The sequence below is a fragment of the Roseivirga seohaensis subsp. aquiponti genome (assembly GCF_001267955.1).
Classification (GTDB): domain Bacteria; phylum Bacteroidota; class Bacteroidia; order Cytophagales; family Cyclobacteriaceae; genus Roseivirga; species Roseivirga seohaensis.
In genome coordinates this window covers 1-17,986 of sequence record NZ_JSVA01000004.1, presented here as the reverse complement: position 1 = coordinate 17,986, position 17,986 = coordinate 1, and the positions used below count along the sequence as shown (strand labels likewise).

At 39.5% G+C, this 17,986-nt stretch carries 13 protein-coding genes and 1 tRNA gene; 10 read left to right on the top strand and 4 right to left on the bottom strand.

From position 1 onward, the window contains the following. The first annotated feature begins 270 nt into the window (after positions 1 to 270). Positions 271 to 741 (top strand): hypothetical protein, encoded by a 471-nt coding sequence (locus tag OB69_RS18380; protein WP_082338043.1) that lies wholly within the window; start codon positions 271 to 273, stop codon positions 739 to 741. 111 nt (positions 742 to 852) lie between these two features. On the opposite strand, the gene OB69_RS02430 is transcribed toward OB69_RS18380, so the two are convergent. The 3 genes from OB69_RS02430 to OB69_RS02420 all read right to left on the bottom strand — a co-directional run bounded on the left by OB69_RS02430 (position 853) and on the right by OB69_RS02420 (position 2,607). After that, positions 853 to 1,143: a GIY-YIG nuclease family protein gene (locus tag OB69_RS02430; protein WP_053222109.1), complete on the bottom strand. Its 291-nt coding sequence runs from the start codon at positions 1,141 to 1,143 to the stop codon at positions 853 to 855. A 45-nt stretch (positions 1,144 to 1,188) separates the two neighbouring features. Next, positions 1,189 to 1,262: transfer RNA gene (locus OB69_RS02425), tRNA-Asn, on the bottom strand. Between the two features lie 94 nt (positions 1,263 to 1,356). Further along, entirely contained in the window at positions 1,357 to 2,607 is a 1,251-nt protein-coding gene (locus OB69_RS02420; protein WP_053222108.1) for an NRAMP family divalent metal transporter, read from the bottom strand. Between the two features lie 203 nt (positions 2,608 to 2,810). Here OB69_RS02420 and OB69_RS02415 point away from each other — a divergent pair, with 203 nt between their 5' ends. The 3 genes from OB69_RS02415 (at position 2,811) to amaB (ending at position 6,572) form a co-directional block, all read left to right on the top strand. Continuing rightward, positions 2,811 to 3,236, top strand: a complete 426-nt coding sequence (locus OB69_RS02415) for an Hsp20/alpha crystallin family protein (RefSeq protein WP_053222419.1) — start codon at positions 2,811 to 2,813, stop codon at positions 3,234 to 3,236. A 156-nt stretch (positions 3,237 to 3,392) separates the two neighbouring features. After that, a complete protein-coding gene (locus OB69_RS02410) occupies positions 3,393 to 4,880 on the top strand; it encodes a trypsin-like peptidase domain-containing protein (protein WP_071426685.1) in 1,488 nt (495 codons plus the stop codon). Between the two features lie 141 nt (positions 4,881 to 5,021). Then, complete coding sequence (gene amaB, locus OB69_RS02405) at positions 5,022 to 6,572, top strand: L-piperidine-6-carboxylate dehydrogenase (protein ID WP_053222106.1); 1,551 nt, start codon at positions 5,022 to 5,024, stop codon at positions 6,570 to 6,572. Positions 6,573 to 6,753: 181 nt separating this feature from the next. Here the strand turns inward: amaB and OB69_RS02400 are convergent, their stop codons facing one another. Beyond that, positions 6,754 to 8,511, bottom strand: a complete 1,758-nt coding sequence (locus OB69_RS02400) for a tetratricopeptide repeat protein (protein ID WP_053222105.1) — start codon at positions 8,509 to 8,511, stop codon at positions 6,754 to 6,756. Positions 8,512 to 8,676: 165 nt separating this feature from the next. Here OB69_RS02400 and OB69_RS02395 point away from each other — a divergent pair, with 165 nt between their 5' ends. From OB69_RS02395 to OB69_RS02370, 6 genes are all read left to right on the top strand, one after another. Next, a complete protein-coding gene (locus OB69_RS02395; protein WP_053222104.1) occupies positions 8,677 to 9,366 on the top strand; it encodes a Fe2+-dependent dioxygenase in 690 nt (229 codons plus the stop codon). Positions 9,367 to 9,402: 36 nt separating this feature from the next. After that, a complete protein-coding gene (locus OB69_RS02390) occupies positions 9,403 to 10,506 on the top strand; it encodes a type 1 periplasmic-binding domain-containing protein (RefSeq protein ID WP_053222103.1) in 1,104 nt (367 codons plus the stop codon). Position 10,507: 1 nt separating this feature from the next. Next, complete coding sequence (locus tag OB69_RS02385) at positions 10,508 to 11,437, top strand: methionyl-tRNA formyltransferase (protein ID WP_053222102.1); 930 nt, start codon at positions 10,508 to 10,510, stop codon at positions 11,435 to 11,437. A 203-nt stretch (positions 11,438 to 11,640) separates the two neighbouring features. After that, positions 11,641 to 12,249 carry a phage tail protein gene (locus tag OB69_RS02380; RefSeq protein ID WP_053222101.1) on the top strand — a complete coding sequence of 203 codons (609 nt, stop codon included), beginning with the start codon at positions 11,641 to 11,643 and terminating at the stop codon, positions 12,247 to 12,249. A 23-nt stretch (positions 12,250 to 12,272) separates the two neighbouring features. Continuing rightward, positions 12,273 to 12,881, top strand: coding sequence for a phage tail protein (locus OB69_RS02375; RefSeq protein ID WP_053222100.1), 609 nt, complete (start codon positions 12,273 to 12,275; stop codon positions 12,879 to 12,881). Positions 12,882 to 13,001: 120 nt separating this feature from the next. Next, on the top strand, positions 13,002 to 17,986 hold a 4,985-nt coding region (locus tag OB69_RS02370), incomplete at its 3' end, for a beta strand repeat-containing protein (protein ID WP_185096844.1).

Below are 17,986 nucleotides of genomic sequence, written 5' to 3'. Positions count from 1 at the left end.
CCTATTTATCCAAGGCTATATAGAATGAGGGTGGGTAATAATCTTTACAGCAAATCTGATTTGTTTCACCCACCATTTCAATTAAGGAGCAAAATTCCATCATATCGATATAGTATTCCAGGTTTTCCAAGTTTATACCTCTCGGGAAATACATTTACAGCGTTTAAAGAACTTGATGAACCTAATTATAACAACCTATTTGTGACTGAATATAATGTCGCTGATTTGAAAGAAAGACCATACTTATTGTATTTAATGAATTGTCCGTAAATGAATACATTTGATGCAAAGTTCAAGTATCTGGCTCTATGGCCATTAATTATGGCGTGTAGTATTATGGTTGCGAATAGAGATAGTACTTTCAAGCCTGAGTATATTTTGCCCCAAATTGTCTATCAATGGTCAAAAATCGAGTACAGAATTGGAGGAGAGAAAATTGTTGGTGTGCAGTATCCCTCTTCAAAGTTTCAAACTTCAAAAAACAATGTCGGTGCCTTTTTTAATGTAGCTATTCCTATAATAGAATCAGCTGATCAAGGTTATTGTAACGCCTTAAGAAGGATGTTTAGGTTAAAACATCCATTATTATTCAGCGATGTGTTAGAATATGCTATAGAACCGAAGTATCTAACAGCTAAAAAAGTAATGATCAAAGGGCAACAGGTTGACTTTATGGATACTGATTTTGCTAAAATTGAGCATTATCTCAATTCTTGTGAAAGTTATTTCCTGAAGGACTGAGGAAATTCTTAATGCATAAAAAAACCAGTTACTTTCGTAACTGGTTGATTTTTAAGCTCCTCCTCTTGGGCTCGAACCAAGGACCCTTCCCGATTCTCGGGATCAGCTGTTTTAACCGAACTGAGCTTTTAATTGTTCTACTAATTTGGGATCGTTTGATAGCTTCTGGATATATTTCTTGGACTTCATGCGCTTGATGTGCTTTTCTATTTTGAGCGCTTGGCTTTTAGTTAGGTCTTTAATGATGAAGAATTCTTTCCAAGGCTGCCCTCTTTTGGTCCATATATTGTTTTTGACCGAGTCGTTGTGAAATCTTATTCTCTCTTCGAAATTCGAGGTATACCCAATATAAAACTTGTCTAATGAGGCCGAAAAGAGAATATAAACTACGAATGTATTCATAAAAGAAAAGGGTCAACATTGCTGCTGACCCTTCTGATTTTTAAGCTCCTCCTCTTGGGCTCGAACCAAGGACCCTCTGATTAACAGTCAGATGCTCTAACCAACTGAGCTAAGGAGGAATTTGTGGTTTGTTTCACTCTTCTTGCGAAACGGAGTGCAATATTAGTGGTTGGTTAAATATATTCCAATACCTTGTTGAGATTTTTTTTCAGATTATAGAAAGAAATACACTGCAATGTAAATGACAGCGAAGACTGTAAGGAAAACAATGCCGCTTTTGGCCAATAGGAGCAGTTTTTTTCCAGGTTTATAGTCGTCCGGAATTTGTTTTGAGGTAATTACCCTATAGTTAATAATTGCAATAACTGGAGCGATAACAAAGGATAGCGTGGTGGCAAGATCAACTAAGTCTTTTAAATTAGATGAAAGCAGCAGAATAAACAAAAATGAAATAGCTGATACTATAATCATCATCCATTTATAAGTGTTTTTAGCATCGGCTTTTTTAAAGAATAATAATCGTGTTGTCTCTCCCATTGCTCTTCCAAAACCATCTACAACCGTGATGGTAGTGCTGAACATTACGCTGAAAGCTGCTGTGGCAATAATTAAATAAGCCCAATTGCCTAAGGCGGACGTATAAAGCGTAACGACTTGGTCTGAGAAAATCGTGGAGTTATTGGAAAGCTCAATCCCTGTTCCGTACATCACTTTTGCACCTAAAGTAAGAAAGCAGATGGCTAATACTGCAGTAACGATGTACCCAAAATTGAAATCGGCTAGAATCTCTTTTAGTTTAGGAACATATCCAGTTTGCTTCATTCTTTCAATTGTCCAAAGGCTATTCCATGTAGAAAGATCAACCGCAGTTGGCATCCAGCCCATAAGTGCAATAATGAAGATAATGCTGTCGCGTTCGAAGATGTTTTTAGGAATAAAATTTTCGACAAGAGTTACTTGTCCTTTAGAAAGGGCTCCAAAAAAGGCCACCAAGGTTGAAATTAACAATACTGAACCTATAACTTTCAGCAGAGTGTCGAGTATGCTGTATTTTCCTAACGCTAAAATTAGGGTGCATATAGCTAGAATGATTCCTGAAACATAGGCGGGGTCTAAGGTTACTCCTGTAAGGTTGTTGAACATTCCGGCAGTTACAAAAGTAACGGCAGCTGTAACGGTGAACATGGAAGCCAAGCTCAAAATAAAATAGACCCACAGTACCCACTTTCCTTCCGCTAAGTAGCCTTCTAAAAGGTTCTTTTTGGTAGCTGCGGCAAAGCGAGATCCAAACTCGAAGAATGGATATTTAAATAGGTTGGCCAATAGTATGAAGGCAACCAATTGAAAACCAAAGTCGGCTCCTGCTCTAGTAGATTGAACCAAATGTGAAACGCCAATGCAAGTGCTGGCAAAAAGTATTCCTGGGCCAAAAGCCTTTAGCTTATTACTAATGTCTGATTTCATAAACTTGCAAAAGCTAAAAATAGATAATCTTTTCGTATCGCCATAACCGCTAAAAAAATGAAAATTACAGACATTATGACTTGATTCTGGTTGATTTTTAAATAAAAGCAGACATAGTGGCGTAATTTTAGTGAAAAAAGGGATTGGTATAGTTTTGAATTATAGGGATGGAAATGAAACAGAAACTTAAAAATAAAAACGATATGAACTTAGTTAAGAGAAATCCCGAATGGTATGGTCCCGCATCAGTTGATGCTTTCTTTGATCGATTCTTCAATGATTCTTTGCAGAAAAATTACAGCGGTTTTTCACCAAAGGTAGACATTGCTGAAACTGCTAAGGCGTTTGAAATTCAGGTAGCAGTACCGGGTTTTAACAAAAATGATTTCAGTATTGATTTGAAAGAAGGTAAGCTAAGCATTACCGGAGAGCGAAAGCTAGAAAAGGAGAATAAAGAGAAGAATTTCATCTCTATTCAAACAGAATACGGAAAGTTCTATAAGAGCTTCCAATTGCCAGATAATATTGATGAAAAGGGAATTGAAGCTGTTTATGAAAATGGTATTCTAGAATTAAGAATTCCTAAAGATGAAACGAAGAAAGTGGAATCAAAAATTGCAGTAAAATAGTTTGAGTTTGGTTGTGTTGATGGAAGGGCCTCGATTTATCGGGGCTCTTTTTTGTTAAAAGGGGTTAATTCTTGATGTAAATTAAATAAATTAGAACACCAGTATTCAAATTGCGTTAGTCTTTTTCGGAAAAGGTAAATCTTAAAGTCATGTTTTATGAGTAAGAGACAGTTTATTTTGGGCATGTTGGCTTCCTCATTGCTGGGTGGTCTGGTTGTTTTGTTGGGGATTAGTTTTTTTGGGGGTACAGAAACCGTTAATGGCTCTTTTTCATTAAACCGTTCCAATTCAGTGGCTACAAGTTTTGGAACAATTAGTGACGAGCCTCACGATTATTCAGTGCCTGCTGGTGTTAATTTTATTGAAGCCTCTAGAAAAATTGTGCCTGCTGTAGTTCATATTACCAATAGAGAAGAGATAAAAGGTACTTCCAGTCGTTGGAGAAGGCTGTTGCGAAATGGAGTTAAGTTTAGGGAGTCCACTGGCTCGGGTGTGTTAATCTCTGAAGACGGTTACATCACTACCAACTATCATGTGGTAGAAGGAGCAGATGAGCTTGAGGTAAGATTAGATGACAATAGAAGGCTTAAGGCAGAAATAATAGGTGCAGACCCTGATACTGATTTGGCATTAATCAAGATAAATGCCAAAGGAATGCCTTATATAGACTTTGGTAATTCAGATCAAGTAGAAGTAGGAGAATGGGTTTTAGCAGTAGGCAATCCTTTCGATTTAAATAATACAGTAACCGCAGGAATTGTAAGTGCTAAGGCAAGAAATATAAACCTGATTACTGGAAACACAGATAACCGATACGGAATTGAGTCCTTTTTACAAACCGATGCGGTAGTAAATCGCGGCAATAGTGGAGGCGCTTTAGTGAATCTTCAGGGTGAGCTTATAGGTATTAATACGGCTATTGCTACAAATACAGGAACTTTCAGCGGTTATTCCTTTGCGGTACCATCAATTCTGGTTAAAAAAGTAATGGATGATTTACTTGAATTTGGCGAAGTGAAAAGAGGCCTTTTGGGTGTTACTATTCGAGATGCAGACGGTGTGGGTACAGTAGAACTGTCCGGTGTTCGAATTATGGGGGTTTCTCCTGGTGGCGCTGCCGATGAGGCTGGTTTGAAAGAAGAAGATGTAATTACAGGTGTGGATGGAAAGGAAGTAAAAACTACCAGTCAGTTACAGGAGTTAATCGCTCGAAAACGGCCAGGAGATGCGGTTTCTATTAGTTACAAACGTAAAGGTGACGACAGAGAAACCTCCCTTAAACTTCAGAATAGGGAATCTTTAGCGGCTATAGATCTTGCCGAGCCTGAGCTTATTTTCGAAAAAGAAGATGGTGTGTCTGAAAACACACTGACCTACGAAATAGCTGGAGCCGTATTTGAGGATTTGTCTAGTCAATTGAAAAAAAGCCTGAATTTAGAAGGGGGTGTACATTTGTCGCAATTGGGCGAAGGGGCTTGGAAGGCCAGCGGTGTGAAAGAAGGCTTTGTAATAACCAAAGTTGGCGATGATGATATAACCAGCTTAGAGCAGTTTCAGAAAATAATCGATACCAAGACGAAAGACTTCTTTGTAATGGGGAAATACCCTAACGGAGAAAAAGAATATTACAGAATTACTTGGTAAGGATTATTTACCTGTCGTTTACAAGCCAAACCTTTAAGGGTTTGGCTTTTTTCGTTTTATTCTGAATTAGTCAATGGCTTTTTTGCAGTCCTTTGAAAATTCCCGTAACTATGAATTCAATTAATTGACAGATAAAATATTATGAATATTCAAACTGAATTTGGTCTTACAGAGGCCCTAAAAAACCTAGGTGTAGCAGCTGAAAACAACGGAACCTCAACAGGTTTGCAGTCGCATGGTGGAGATAGCTATATAGAGTCTTACTCTCCAGTAGATGGTGCACTAATAGGTAAGGTAAGTGTGACAACACAAGCTCAGTATGATAAGGTAATCGAAACGGCTCAAGCTGCTTTTAAAGATTGGAGAAGTACTCCTGCGCCTTTAAGAGGAGAGATTGTTCGTCAATTTGGTCAAAAGTTAAGAGAGCATAAAGCGGACTTGGGTAAGTTAGTTTCCTATGAAATGGGTAAATCTTACCAAGAAGGTTTGGGCGAAGTACAAGAAATGATTGATATCTGTGATTTTGCTGTAGGGCTTTCTCGTCAGCTCCATGGATTAACTATCAAATCTGAACGTCCATTGCATCACATGCAAGAGCAGTATCATCCATTGGGTATTGTTGGTATTATTTCAGCTTTCAATTTTCCTGTGGCTGTATGGTCGTGGAATACCGCTTTGGCTTGGGTTTGCGGAGATGTTTGTGTTTGGAAGCCTTCTGAAAAGACTCCATTAACAGGTGTTGCCTGCCAAAATATTATTGCAGAAGTATTAAAAGAAAACAACCTGCCAGAAGGCATCAGCTGTTTAATCAATGGTGATTATAAGGTGGGTGAGTGGATGACGCAAGACCACAGAGTTCCATTGATTTCGGCTACAGGATCTACCCGAATGGGTAAAATTGTTGGGCAAACTGTGGCGGCTCGTTTAGGAAAATCTATCCTTGAGTTGGGGGGTAACAATGCCATTATTGTAACCCCAGATGCTGACATAAAAATGACAGTGATTGGAGCTGTATTTGGCGCTGTAGGAACTGCCGGCCAAAGATGTACTTCAACCCGCAGGTTGATAGTTCACGAAGACATTTACGATAAGGTAAGAGATGCAGTTGTTGGTGCTTACGGGCAGTTGAGAATTGGAAACCCATTAGATGAAAAGAATCATGTTGGGCCTCTTATCGACAAAGACTCTGTAAATAACTATAACAAAGCCATTGAAGCAGCAAAAGCTGAAGGAGGTAAAATATTGGTTGAAGGCGGTGTGCTTTCTGGTGAAGGTTACGAAAGTGGCTGCTACGTAAAGCCTTGTATTATAGAGGCGAAAAACGATTTCGAAATCGTTCAAGCCGAGACTTTTGCGCCAATCTTATACATCATTAAATACAAAGGCGATGTGCATGATGCCATTGCAATTCAAAATGGAGTGGCACAAGGTTTATCTTCAGCCATTATGACCAATAGTATGCGAGATGCCCATCAGTTCCTTTCAGCGGTAGGTTCTGATTGCGGAATTGCAAACGTAAATATTGGTACTTCTGGTGCCGAGATTGGCGGTGCATTTGGTGGTGAAAAGGAAACTGGCGGAGGTAGAGAGTCTGGTTCTGATGCATGGAAAGCTTACATGCGCAGACAAACCAATACCCTAAATTACTCTACTGAACTGCCTTTAGCGCAGGGTATAAAGTTTGATTTATAAGGGATGATTTAGAACACGATGGCAATGTATGCCATCGTGTTTCTTCTTTGCACTTATAATGTAATATAGATGGTGTGTTAAACCCACTATTGTAAGGAGTATAAAGCAACTCATAACTGCTTTCCCAACCTCCTTACTTAAAATCAGGAGTAATGGGGGGCTTCAGAACGTTATTCTTATCCTAAATAAGTTTAGGGTCTTCAAACCAAATTTGAGTATCCGTGTAATTTACTATCATCCGTAACTTCTGTCCCGATTTGCCATATAGAGGTTGTGGAAAGAAGGAAATTGCTTGCCCCCAATGATTATCTTTTCTGCCTGGAGCACTGCTCAATTTAATTTTATCATCCATCAATAAAATAAACCAAAAAGCAACTCCATGTATTTGTTGGTCGGAATTTACTTCAACGTGAATTTCAAATCTTCTACATTGATTAGGAGCAATTGCCGGCCAGGGATTCTCAAAGTCTACATCAATTATTTTGAACTCTTCTGAGCAAAATTCATGGGTAATATCGGCAAGATTTTGAGTGATATACTCTTCAGGAATTCTGAACTGATCGAAACCAGAAAGATCAAAGCCAGAGATTTCTTTTATCGGATTCACAGAGCCCAACTTTGGCGCATAAAGGAGCTTTCCTTTTACTTCTGCAGCTTTAGGAATCACCTTTGTATTCTTAGAGCATAGGTTTTGTAAAGCATGCCGGAAAGAAGGGATGGCATGCTCGCCTAAAAGGCCAGAGTCAAAAATTTCAGCTACTATAACATTGGGTTTTGGGTCAAGGTCTTCATTGGTAAGCTGTGTAGATTTAGACTGAAAAAGTTGAATTTTGTCCTTTAGGGCATTCTTTGTTATATTTTCTAGGGCTGCGTCTGCTATATATTTCGACTGTTCACAAGCGTAGACCTTTTTAGCTCCAGATTTTGCCGCCATCATGGCTAGAAGTCCAGATCCTGTCCCAATATCTAAAACTACGGATTCCTCACCAACTGTATTCTTAATAGCCTTCTCGAAAGCATCATTCCTCTCATGATCGGCTAGCATTTTCAAATGCCATGGGGGTACAAATCTTGAAGTCACCCTGCTGAGGTTTTGTCTTGTGCCTAGATCATTTGGATTAATGCTCAGTGCTTTTTTGTAGGAGTTAATTGCCTTGTCAAAATCACCAATTTCTTGATAAGCATTACCAAGGTGAACATGAACGCCCCAATCAGTAGGTTGAATTTCAGCCGCTTTATTTAAATGTGCCAATCCGTTTTCAACTTGCCCATTACTGCTCATAAACCGACCTAGTTCTAGGTTTGCTTGAAAGTGAAAAGGGGCTTTCTCTGCGGCATTCTTAAAAAAGGATAAAGCCTCTTTTGTATTTCCTTCTGTCTCTAAAATTGAACCCAGATTAATCATTGCTTCTGGTAAATTAGGGTTCTTATCCAGAAGTTCTCTCAGTGTTGCTTTGGCTCTGGGGAAATCATTACTTAAAAGCTCCAATTGTGCATACATTAAGTATGCATTTGGACTTATTGGAACACTTTCCATAAGTGGGGCGAGAACCTCTTTTGCCCCGCTAAGGTTTCCTAGATGTGTTCTTATTTGAGCAATCTGAAGACATATATCGTCTCTTTCTGGGGCAACCTTATGCGCAGATTCCAGATAAGGGAGAGCTGTATTAAAATCTTGAAATTGAGAATAAACATAGCCTAAGTTGCTTAAGCTTTCTATGTCGGTTGGATTTATTTTTAAGGCCTTTTGCCAATTGCTAATCGCATTATGCGCATCCCCTTTCATAAGGTATAGCATAGCAAGGCTAGAAATAGCCTCTAATGAATTAGGGTTGTTCTCTAAGGCTTGTTGATAAAACTTTTCTGCATTGACTAAGTCACCTTTTTGTTGAAGTGATTTAGCCTGTACTAGTAGTGATTCGTCCTTTGCAGTATCCATTAATTGTGGTTTATGATTCGAAAGCTATTTAATTTATGCTTACGTATCAAGAGTTGGTAGTATTGCTTTCTATTTTATTAAAAGTGTATTGAATATTTTATATATGTTTTTTTTAATCTCTTAACAATGGTTATACTTAGGTGAATTTTGAATGTACGTAATTCTATGATAATAGAAACTGGAAACTACTTAGAGTTAACACAGCTGATAAACCCAAGCGAACTCTCTAGTATTCTCAATTTAATTGAGCAGTCAAACTTTAAAGATGGGAAAAGTACTGCTTCTGAAAATGCGGCAAATGTTAAAAACAATTTGCAGATAAACAGTGAAAATAATTTTCACGCTCAACAGATTGGTCAAATTGTGCATCAAGCCATTTCTAAAAATCGCAGGATTCAATCGGCCATTCTCCCTAAGGTTATCCTTCCCCCGCTCGTTAGTCAATATGAATCAGGAATGCATTATGGTCTTCATGTTGATAGCCCACTGATGGGCAATCAATTTACTATAAGGACAGATGTGGGAATGACTCTATTTTTATCAGACCCTAGTAGTTATGAAGGGGGAGAATTGGAGATAATGACAGAGTTTGGTCTACAACGCTTTAAACTTTCGGCAGGTAGTGCGGTGATTTACCCAACCACAAGGCTGCATCAAGTATTGCCTGTTACTCAAGGAAAACGATTGGCTGTAGTTACTTGGATGCAGTGTGCTATCAGAGAAGCAAATAAGCGTGAAATTATTGATCAGATTAATCAGGTACTCAATGAACTATCGGTAACCGACCATAAGGAAAGTCATCTTATGCTTCAGCAAATTTACAGTAATTTAATCCGCATGTGGGCAGAAATATAATTGAACCATCATAACACATCGTACCAAAACAAAAGAATGCAAGAAATTACTATTGGAATAATGATACCTACTTCAGGTATATTGCCTATGGGCAAGCAATTTGACAAGGCTTTTAAAAAGGCCATAAAGTTAGAGCTCTCTAATACTGATTGTGAGCTTGAAATTATTACCGAAATGATTGGACAGGGAAATCCTGTGATGATAGAGAAATCTCTCGATAAATTTTTTGGGTACCATGATGCTAACTTAGTTACAGGTTTGTTCACCAATCATGCCATGGGGAGCTTTGTCGATAAATTTGAAAAGCGGAAGGTTCCTTTAATTATCAATAATTTAGGAGAACACCTTATACCGAGTAAAGGCTATAATAGTCAAGTCTTAATCAACTCAACCCACCTTTGGCAACACTGTTGGGCAATGGGGCAATATGCAGCTCAAAACCTGGGCAAAAAAGGTCTTATTCTCAGTTCTATGTTCGATGCCGGCTATGCTTTTTTGAATTGCATCCAGTTAGGTTTATACTCAGAAGACGAGAATTTTGATCATGACCTAAGACTGTTGCCGCTACCAGAGCCAGGTAAGTTATCTCAAGTTAAAGAGGCGTTTGATAATATTGATATGAGCGAATACGACTTTGTATTCCCTCTATTCTGTGGAGAGGAAGCCACAATCTTTCTGGAAGAGTTTCACTCAAGAGAACTCATGAGTAAAACCAAATTAATCGGGTTGCCTTATTTGTTAGAATTGAAGGAAAAGGATTTATCAGGTTTAGAATTGATTTCCACAGCCCACGAAAATCAACCTAAGGGAGATTTGTTGTGGAAAGGTATTTTTGAAACCATGGGAAAAAACTGCGGACACGCTGTTGGAAGAGTAATTGCCAAGAATCTGGAAAATATAGATGCAGAAGAGCTCATCAAAGAGATGTTGGCAATAGATGGTGGAAAAGAATACGACTCTACTAAAATTCCATGTTTAAAGGAAAAAATACGACTAGTAAGGCATAAGGTGAAAGCGGGTAATCAGGTGGTATCTGAAGATATTATTTCAGTTGATGCCGACTTAAAAAATGATGAAAAAATAAGACAGTCAAGAGATGCTATAAGCAGTTCTTGGATGAACTCATATTTAGCGGTGTAAAATGAAGACCTTAATACTTACCAATTCAGACGCTCTTTCTGCACCAACAATTAAAAAAATGGTGGAAAATGGCTCAGTAGAAGGTGTGGGAATCCTAAAGAAAAGCAGACCTCAAATAGAGCCAGTGCTTAAAAGTATTGGACTGAAAGAAGATCAAATTCTTGCCTTGGAACGTAGAAACTGGGTCTCTGAACTTAGCCAATTCATACGTAAAAATGAAATAGAGGTAGTTTGGGTGCTTACTTTTCCTTGGATCATTCCTAATGAGCTTTTCAATGCCGTTCCTAAAGGGTTTATTAACTTCCATTTTGGTATGCTTCCTAAATACAAAGGGGCTGACCCTATTTTCTGGCAGTTAAAGAATAATGAGGAAATTGGAGGCGTGACAATTCACCTTATGAATGATAAAATTGACGAGGGGCTTGTGTTGATGAGAGAAGAATTAAGAATTATTCCAGGAGAAAATTATGGCTTGCACTGTAAACGTCTGGGAGAATTCACCTCTACTCTAACTGAAAAACTTATTGAAAAGCTGTCAAATAATCAGAACAACTATTTAAAGCTAGATTCTGAAATTGAGACCTATGAGAGCAAACCAAGCATTGAAGATTTAACCATTTACTGGAACAAACAAACCGCAGAAGAAATTGAATGCCTTATTAATGCAACCAATCCAAAATATAGCGGGGCCAATACCAAATTGGCAGGTTTTGAAATGAGGATTTTAGAGGTAACCCCAGTAACCATGCAAGGCGCTATACAGGCCGAACCAGGTCAAATAGTGCATGCTGATGTGGTTTATGGTTTAGTGGTGGCGTGCATTAACAATGAATTTCTGAGAATCACTATAGCCCAAACGGGGGAAGGTTTTTTGTCGGGGGTAAAATTGTTTAACCTTGGTTTTTTAACAGGACATCAATTTACAAATTAGATATCGTGCGAGCGAAAGAGTACTTGAAAGTAATAGTATATTCGTTAATGAGGTTCTAGTTTTTTTTCAGAGCTACTTTGAAAGTAATAGTCTTAAAACTTATAATCTTTCAATATTATTTTTAACTTCAACACAATTTAATTAGAATTACCTTAAAACAGAGTACAGATAATTTTTTATAACCCTACAACTATTAAAACATCATGGAAGGATATTTAGCCGAAATCCGCGGTTTTGCGGGTAATTTTGCGCCTCGGGCATGGGCATTTTGCAGCGGACAATTACTATCGATTGCTCAAAATCAAGCCTTATTTTCATTATTAGGCACCACGTATGGAGGTGACGGAAGAACTACTTTCGCGCTACCCGATTTAAGGGGCAGGGCACCTATAAGTGCTGGGCAAGGGCCAGGGCTCAGTAATCACAATCTAGGTTCAAGAAGCGGAACGGAGACGGTGACTTTAACTGCTTCTCAGATGCCTTCGCATTATCACGTTGCTGCAACTACCAACCCGATGGCTGTTATAACTTCTATGACTGCTAAAGATGGGGCTGCAACTACCGATACACCTGCTGCAGGTCTGTCATTGGCCAAAGGTAATACTGAGGTGAACTTTGCCGCTACCCCCACTAACATGTATGGAAGCACGGGTAACAATGTAGTCCTGAGTTCAGGTTCCTCTCAAATACCTGCTGGGCAGTCAGTGACAGTAGGAGCTACAGGAGGAAGTCAATGGCATACTAATATGCAGCCCTACTTGACTATCTATTGGATTATTTGCATGCAAGGTTTGTTTCCATCAAGAAATTAAAATTTTACTTAAAACTAATTATTATGGAAGGAACTATAGGAGAAATTAGAGGATTTGCAGGTAATTTTGCCCCACGATCATGGGCCTTTTGTGCAGGTCAATTAATGTCAATAGCTCAGAATACTGCATTGTTTTCAATTCTGGGTACAACCTACGGTGGAGATGGTAGGACAACGTTCGGCCTACCAGACCTAAGGGGTAGAATACCCATATCTGCTGGAATGGGCCCTGGGCTGAGCGATCATCGGTTAGGGTCAAGAGGTGGGGTTGAGACCGTTACACTGAATCTGTTACAGCTACCCTCACATCATCACTTTGCTACAACTGCAAACCCGATGACAATTACAACTTCTATGACTGCTAAAGATGGGGCTGCAACTACAGATACGCCAGCTGCGGGTCTGTCATTAGCTAAAGGTAATACAGAGGTGAACTTTGCTGCTACACCAACTAACATGTATGGAAGCGCAGGAAATGATGTAACTTTGAGTTCAGGAACCTCTCAAATACCTTCTGGACAGCCAGTATCAGTGGAGTCAACTGGAGGTAACCAATCCCATACCAATATGCAGCCTTACTTGACGATCTATTGGATTATCTGTATGTTTGGAGTATACCCTTCAAGAAATTAATATTGTATTTCTTTGTGTTAAAAAAATAAAATGATACCCACTTGGGTGTCATTTTATTTTAGTTTATTGTTTATAGTAATTTATATACTCTAACGTATTGTTAATTTAATCTTCCATCCGATGAATTTGGTTCATATTAAATACAAGGCTTTTTCTGAAGTTTTTAATAAGCGATTCTTTTTGGCTCTCCCTTTTTTCTTTTTTCTCTTTTTGAATGGGAGTAAGGCTCAAACTATAGGTTCCACGATCACGTTCGAGGCTGGGGTGGCTCGTACACTTATTGGGGCTTCTACAAACCCTAGTGTAACAAATATTGATGGCCATGGTCTAGGGGTTTCTGCAGTAACAGCGGGTAATATTGTTACTATAGTTGTTGGCAATAGCGTGCCAGGCATTACAGGTGGTTCTGATCTTGCAGTAATTATGCAGGCCACTGGAACTAATGTTACATCCTTTTCATATAAGTCAGATAACTCTGCCAATAATTTTTCGCTTACAAGCTTTGCTTTTGCAGTGGCTACAGGAACAACCCAGAATATAACCGTTCAAGGGTATGATAACGGTAGTGCAGTTTCAGGGGCAATTACTAAGACCATATCTTCTCCGGGAGTTACCAACTTTACAGTTACTTCAGGAGATGTTTCGGCTTCATCAGGGTGGGGTAATATTGATGAAATTAGAATAACAATGAACACACCTGCGCCAGCAAATTTTGCAATAGATGATGTTTTGCTGGCGGCAGCTGTAGCCTCCAACAACGCCCCAACCGCTTCTTCTTTTACAGCAAACCCTTCTGAGAATTTGACCTATACCTTTTCTGCCAGCGATTTCGGCTACAGCGATGGTGATGGCGATCCGCTCAGCAGTGTTTTGATTGAAGCTTTACCTACAAATGGAACCCTGTATCTAGATGCAGATAATGACGATGTATTTGATGGAGGTGAAGCAGTTTCAGTTTCGCAACAAATCAGTGTAGCCAATATAAATGCAGGTAACCTACAATACATTCAGAATGGTTCTTCAAACACTTCTTTTCAGTTTGAAGTGAATGATGGTACGGAAAACAGCAGTGGTAATTATATAGCCACTTTGACAATGAGGGCAGTGCCAACGGTTACATTGAGTATTACACCTACTTCTAAAAGTGAATCAATCACTACTGCAAGTATAGTGACAGCCACACTATCAAATGCATATGGGGCAAATACTACGGTTAACCTGTCGTTTTCAGGATCAGCAACTGGTAGTGGGGTGGATTATACTATTTCTTCTTCATCTATTACTGTTGGTGCAGGAAATACAACAAATTCCATTGTGCTCACCAATGTGCCAGATGCGCTTTATGAAGGGAATGAAACCGTGATAATAGATATTTCTTCCGTTAGCAATGGAACAGAAAACGGTACTCAACAACGAACATTTACGATTATCGATGACGACTCTCAGCCGAATGCAACATTGGAAGTGCTGCCAATTTACAATCCAATAACCGATGAGAGTGGAGGGCAAGCCTACATCCGAGGTAAAATTGATGCAGTAGCAGGAACAACTGTAACTATACCTTTGTCATTCAGTGGAACAGCAACTGGTGGCGGAACAGATTATTCATTGACTGGTACTACTATTACACTTTCTCCAGGAGAAATTATGGATAGTGTTCGTGTTACTTCACAATTTGACGGCATTGAGGAAGGAAGTGAAACCATAATTGTTGATATGGGTGCACCAACCAATGCAGTAGAAAGTGGGACTCAACAGGTTACAATAACCATCAATGATGAAGACGCAACCTACCCTTCAACTACAATCACAACAGGAGCTGGTAACCCAACAAATTCTTCTCCATTCTCTGTAACCATAACTTTTAGTGAGTCTGTCACAGGCTTTGCCGTTGGAGATATTACAGTGAGCAATGGGTCGGCTGGTAATTTTGCTGGGTCAGGAACTACTTACACGGCAGATATCACCCCCACAGGGGATGGTGCTGTAACTGTTGATGTGGGGTCAGGAGCTGCACAAGATGCTTTTGGTTATAACAATACAGCTGCTACACAGTTGAGTCGAACTTATGATGCGACTGCTCCTGCTACCCCAAGTGCTCCAAACTTGACAGCTAACTGGGACACTGGAACCTCAAATTCTGATGATATTACTTCTAATACCCAACCAAGGTTTAGTGGTTCAACAGAGGCCAATGCTTCTATAAAAATAATTTCATCAATTGATGGTCAAGTGGGTACTTCCACTGCTAATGGTAGTGGCAACTGGCTTCAAACAATCAGTGGAACCCTTTCTGAAGGAACCCATAACATAACTTTCACAGCTACCGATGCCGCAGGCAATGAAAGTGCTGCCTCGGCTGCCTTGTCAATTGTAGTAGACACTTCAAACCCAACTTTAAGCTCTAGCAGTCCCGCTGATGACGCAACTGGGGTAAATACAAGTGGAAATATTACTCTTACTTTCAATGAAAATATTGCCTTTGGAACAGGAAATATTGAAGTAATTGACGAGACCAATGGTTCGAATTCTTTCACAATAGACGCAGCTTCTCCAGGTACACAAGCCTCTATTAGTGGTGCCGTACTGACCATCAACCCAAGTAGCAATTTGGATTTATCATCTAATTACTCTGTTAGAATTGCCGCCACAGCTATAGATGATATTGCTGGAAACAGTTATGCAGGAATCACAAACGGCACAGCCTTGAATTTCGGAACAAATAACGCCCCAACGGTAACTGTAAATACTGGCCTAACCTTAAACGAAGGAGCCACAGAGCTTATTGATTCAGGGAAGTTAAACGCCAGCGATACAGAGGGAGGAACACTTACTTTTACGATTACAACGGCCACTACCAAAGGCACCCTGTTTATAGATACCAACCCAAGCAATACTTTTAATGCAGGCGATACGGAACTTGTATTGAATGCCACTTTCACTAAAAACGATATTGACAGTGATAGAATCAGGTATGTCAGTACAACCGACAATGATATTTCCGACAGCTTTGTGTTTAAAGTAAGTGATCCAGATGGCGGAGAATTAACCAATCAGACCTTTAATATTACCATTAACCCAGTGAATGACGCCCCAACAGCAACTGGTGTTCCTACAGATGTTACTGTGATTGAAGATGCTGCGAGCAACTTTGATCTTTCGGCTGTTACACTAGTTGATCCTGATGGAGATGCACTTACTGCAACATTAGCAGCTTCGGCAGGTACTTTTACTGCAACCTCGGGTGGAGGCGTGACCATTAGTGGTTCAGGTACTGCTTCTCTTACCTTGGCAGGTACAGCCGCCAATATCAATACTTATTTTGATACCCCAGCCAATATTAAATACACTGGAGCTTCAAACGTGAGTGGCGATAATGCCGCAACATTTACCTTAAACGCAAATGATGCTACGGTTAATCCTCAAGTGGGCAGCGGAAATATAGATATTACCGCAGTTAATGATGCGCCTACTTTTACGATTGGTGCAAACCAAACCGTAGCTCAAAATGCTGGAGCGCAATCAATAAACAGCTTTATCACAACATTTGACGATGGTGATGCAGAGGCAACCCAAACTGTCCAGTTTAATATCACCAATAATACTAACGCTACTTTATTTACATCTGGACCAGCCATTAGTGCTACAGGTGTTCTGACCTTTACGCCAGATGCAACGAAATTTGGCAAAGCAACCATTTCGGTAACCATTTCAGATAATGGAGGTACAGCCAATAGTGGTGTAGACACTTCACCAGCGCAAACCTTCGATATTTTTGTTACCCCTACGAATATTAAAATCAATGAGGTTGATGCTGATGACCCTGGAACAGATGAAACAGAATTTGTAGAGTTATTTAATGGAACAGGTGGCGTATTCAGCTTAGATGGCCTTGTTTTGGTTTATTTTAACGGTGCAGATTTACAATCATATGGCACCTCAACAGATTTAGATGGCAATAATATTGCTTCATCAGACTTTTTCGTGGTAGGAAACACTGGGGTTTCTAATTTAGATTTAGATAGAGGTGTTACCTCATTCCTGCAAAACGGTGCCGATGCAGTAGCCTTGTATGTTGGTAATAGTACTGATTTTCCAAATGATACTCCTATCAGTTTAGATGGCTTGGTAGATGTTCTAGTTTACGGCCCTGACAATGGAGAACGCTCTAGTCTTGTAACTGCTTTTGGTGTAGTTACACCATATGATGAGAGCTCAAATGGTAATGCTGAAACAGAATCGCTTTCAAGAAGCCCTGATGGCACAGGAGCATTTGTAGCGCAGGCACCAACACCTGGAGTAACAAATGACGTGACGGCTCCAACTATTACCAGTGTAAGTGTACCAAACAATGGTCTATATAATATTGGCTCTACGTTTACATTTACCGTTACGGTTAACGAAAATGTTGTGGTAACTAATACTCCACAACTACCCATAGATATAGGAGGCGTTACTCGACAAGCTACCTATCAGCCTGGGCTTTCTACTACAACATTACTAAGGTTTCAATATACAATTCAAAGTGGAGATACAGACCCAACTGATGGTATTAGCTTAGGAGCATCTTTAGACCTTAATACAACTGGAACTATTAAAGATGGAGCAGGTAATAATTTGGTACTAACCTTGCCTGCGGTTCCTTCTACTGCAGCTGTTTTAGTTGATGGAATTGTACCTACAGTAACGAGTGTAAGTTCAACCAAGAATAACGGTAGCTATAAAGTAGGCGAGATCATCGCTATTACAGTAACTTTTAGTGAGGTAGTTAATGTAACCCCAGGTTGTGTTGGCGAAGTGCCGCAGCTTACCTTGGAGACAGGGGCAACAGACAGAGTTGTTGATTACACAGGTGGTACAGGAACAAATACCTTAACATTTAATTATACTGTACAGGCTGGAGATACGAATTCAGACCTAGATTATGTGGCTACAAATTCTTTGAGTTTGAATTCTTCTTTTATGAGTGATGCTGCAGGTAATACACCAAACTTAACTTTGCCAGTGCCTGCTGCTGCCAATTCATTGGGGGCTAATAAGGATTTAGTAATCGATACAGCTATACCAACTGCGACAGTAAGCATATCCGATGCAGCGCTTAAATC

Excerpts from the sequence above, each read along its gene's own strand:
- OB69_RS18380 (WP_082338043.1), top strand. The coding sequence starts at position 271 with ATGAATACATTTGATGCAAAGTTCAAGTATCTGGCTCTATGGCCATTA.
- OB69_RS02430 (WP_053222109.1), bottom strand. The coding sequence starts at position 1,143 with ATGAATACATTCGTAGTTTATATTCTCTTTTCGGCCTCATTAGACAAG.
- OB69_RS02420 (WP_053222108.1), bottom strand. The coding sequence starts at position 2,607 with ATGAAATCAGACATTAGTAATAAGCTAAAGGCTTTTGGCCCAGGAATA.
- OB69_RS02415 (WP_053222419.1), top strand. The coding sequence starts at position 2,811 with ATGAACTTAGTTAAGAGAAATCCCGAATGGTATGGTCCCGCATCAGTT.
- OB69_RS02410 (WP_071426685.1), top strand. The coding sequence starts at position 3,393 with ATGAGTAAGAGACAGTTTATTTTGGGCATGTTGGCTTCCTCATTGCTG.
- amaB (WP_053222106.1), top strand. The coding sequence starts at position 5,022 with ATGAATATTCAAACTGAATTTGGTCTTACAGAGGCCCTAAAAAACCTA.
- OB69_RS02400 (WP_053222105.1), bottom strand. The coding sequence starts at position 8,511 with ATGGATACTGCAAAGGACGAATCACTACTAGTACAGGCTAAATCACTT.
- OB69_RS02395 (WP_053222104.1), top strand. The coding sequence starts at position 8,677 with ATGATAATAGAAACTGGAAACTACTTAGAGTTAACACAGCTGATAAAC.
- OB69_RS02390 (WP_053222103.1), top strand. The coding sequence starts at position 9,403 with ATGCAAGAAATTACTATTGGAATAATGATACCTACTTCAGGTATATTG.
- OB69_RS02385 (WP_053222102.1), top strand. The coding sequence starts at position 10,508 with ATGAAGACCTTAATACTTACCAATTCAGACGCTCTTTCTGCACCAACA.
- OB69_RS02380 (WP_053222101.1), top strand. The coding sequence starts at position 11,641 with ATGGAAGGATATTTAGCCGAAATCCGCGGTTTTGCGGGTAATTTTGCG.
- OB69_RS02375 (WP_053222100.1), top strand. The coding sequence starts at position 12,273 with ATGGAAGGAACTATAGGAGAAATTAGAGGATTTGCAGGTAATTTTGCC.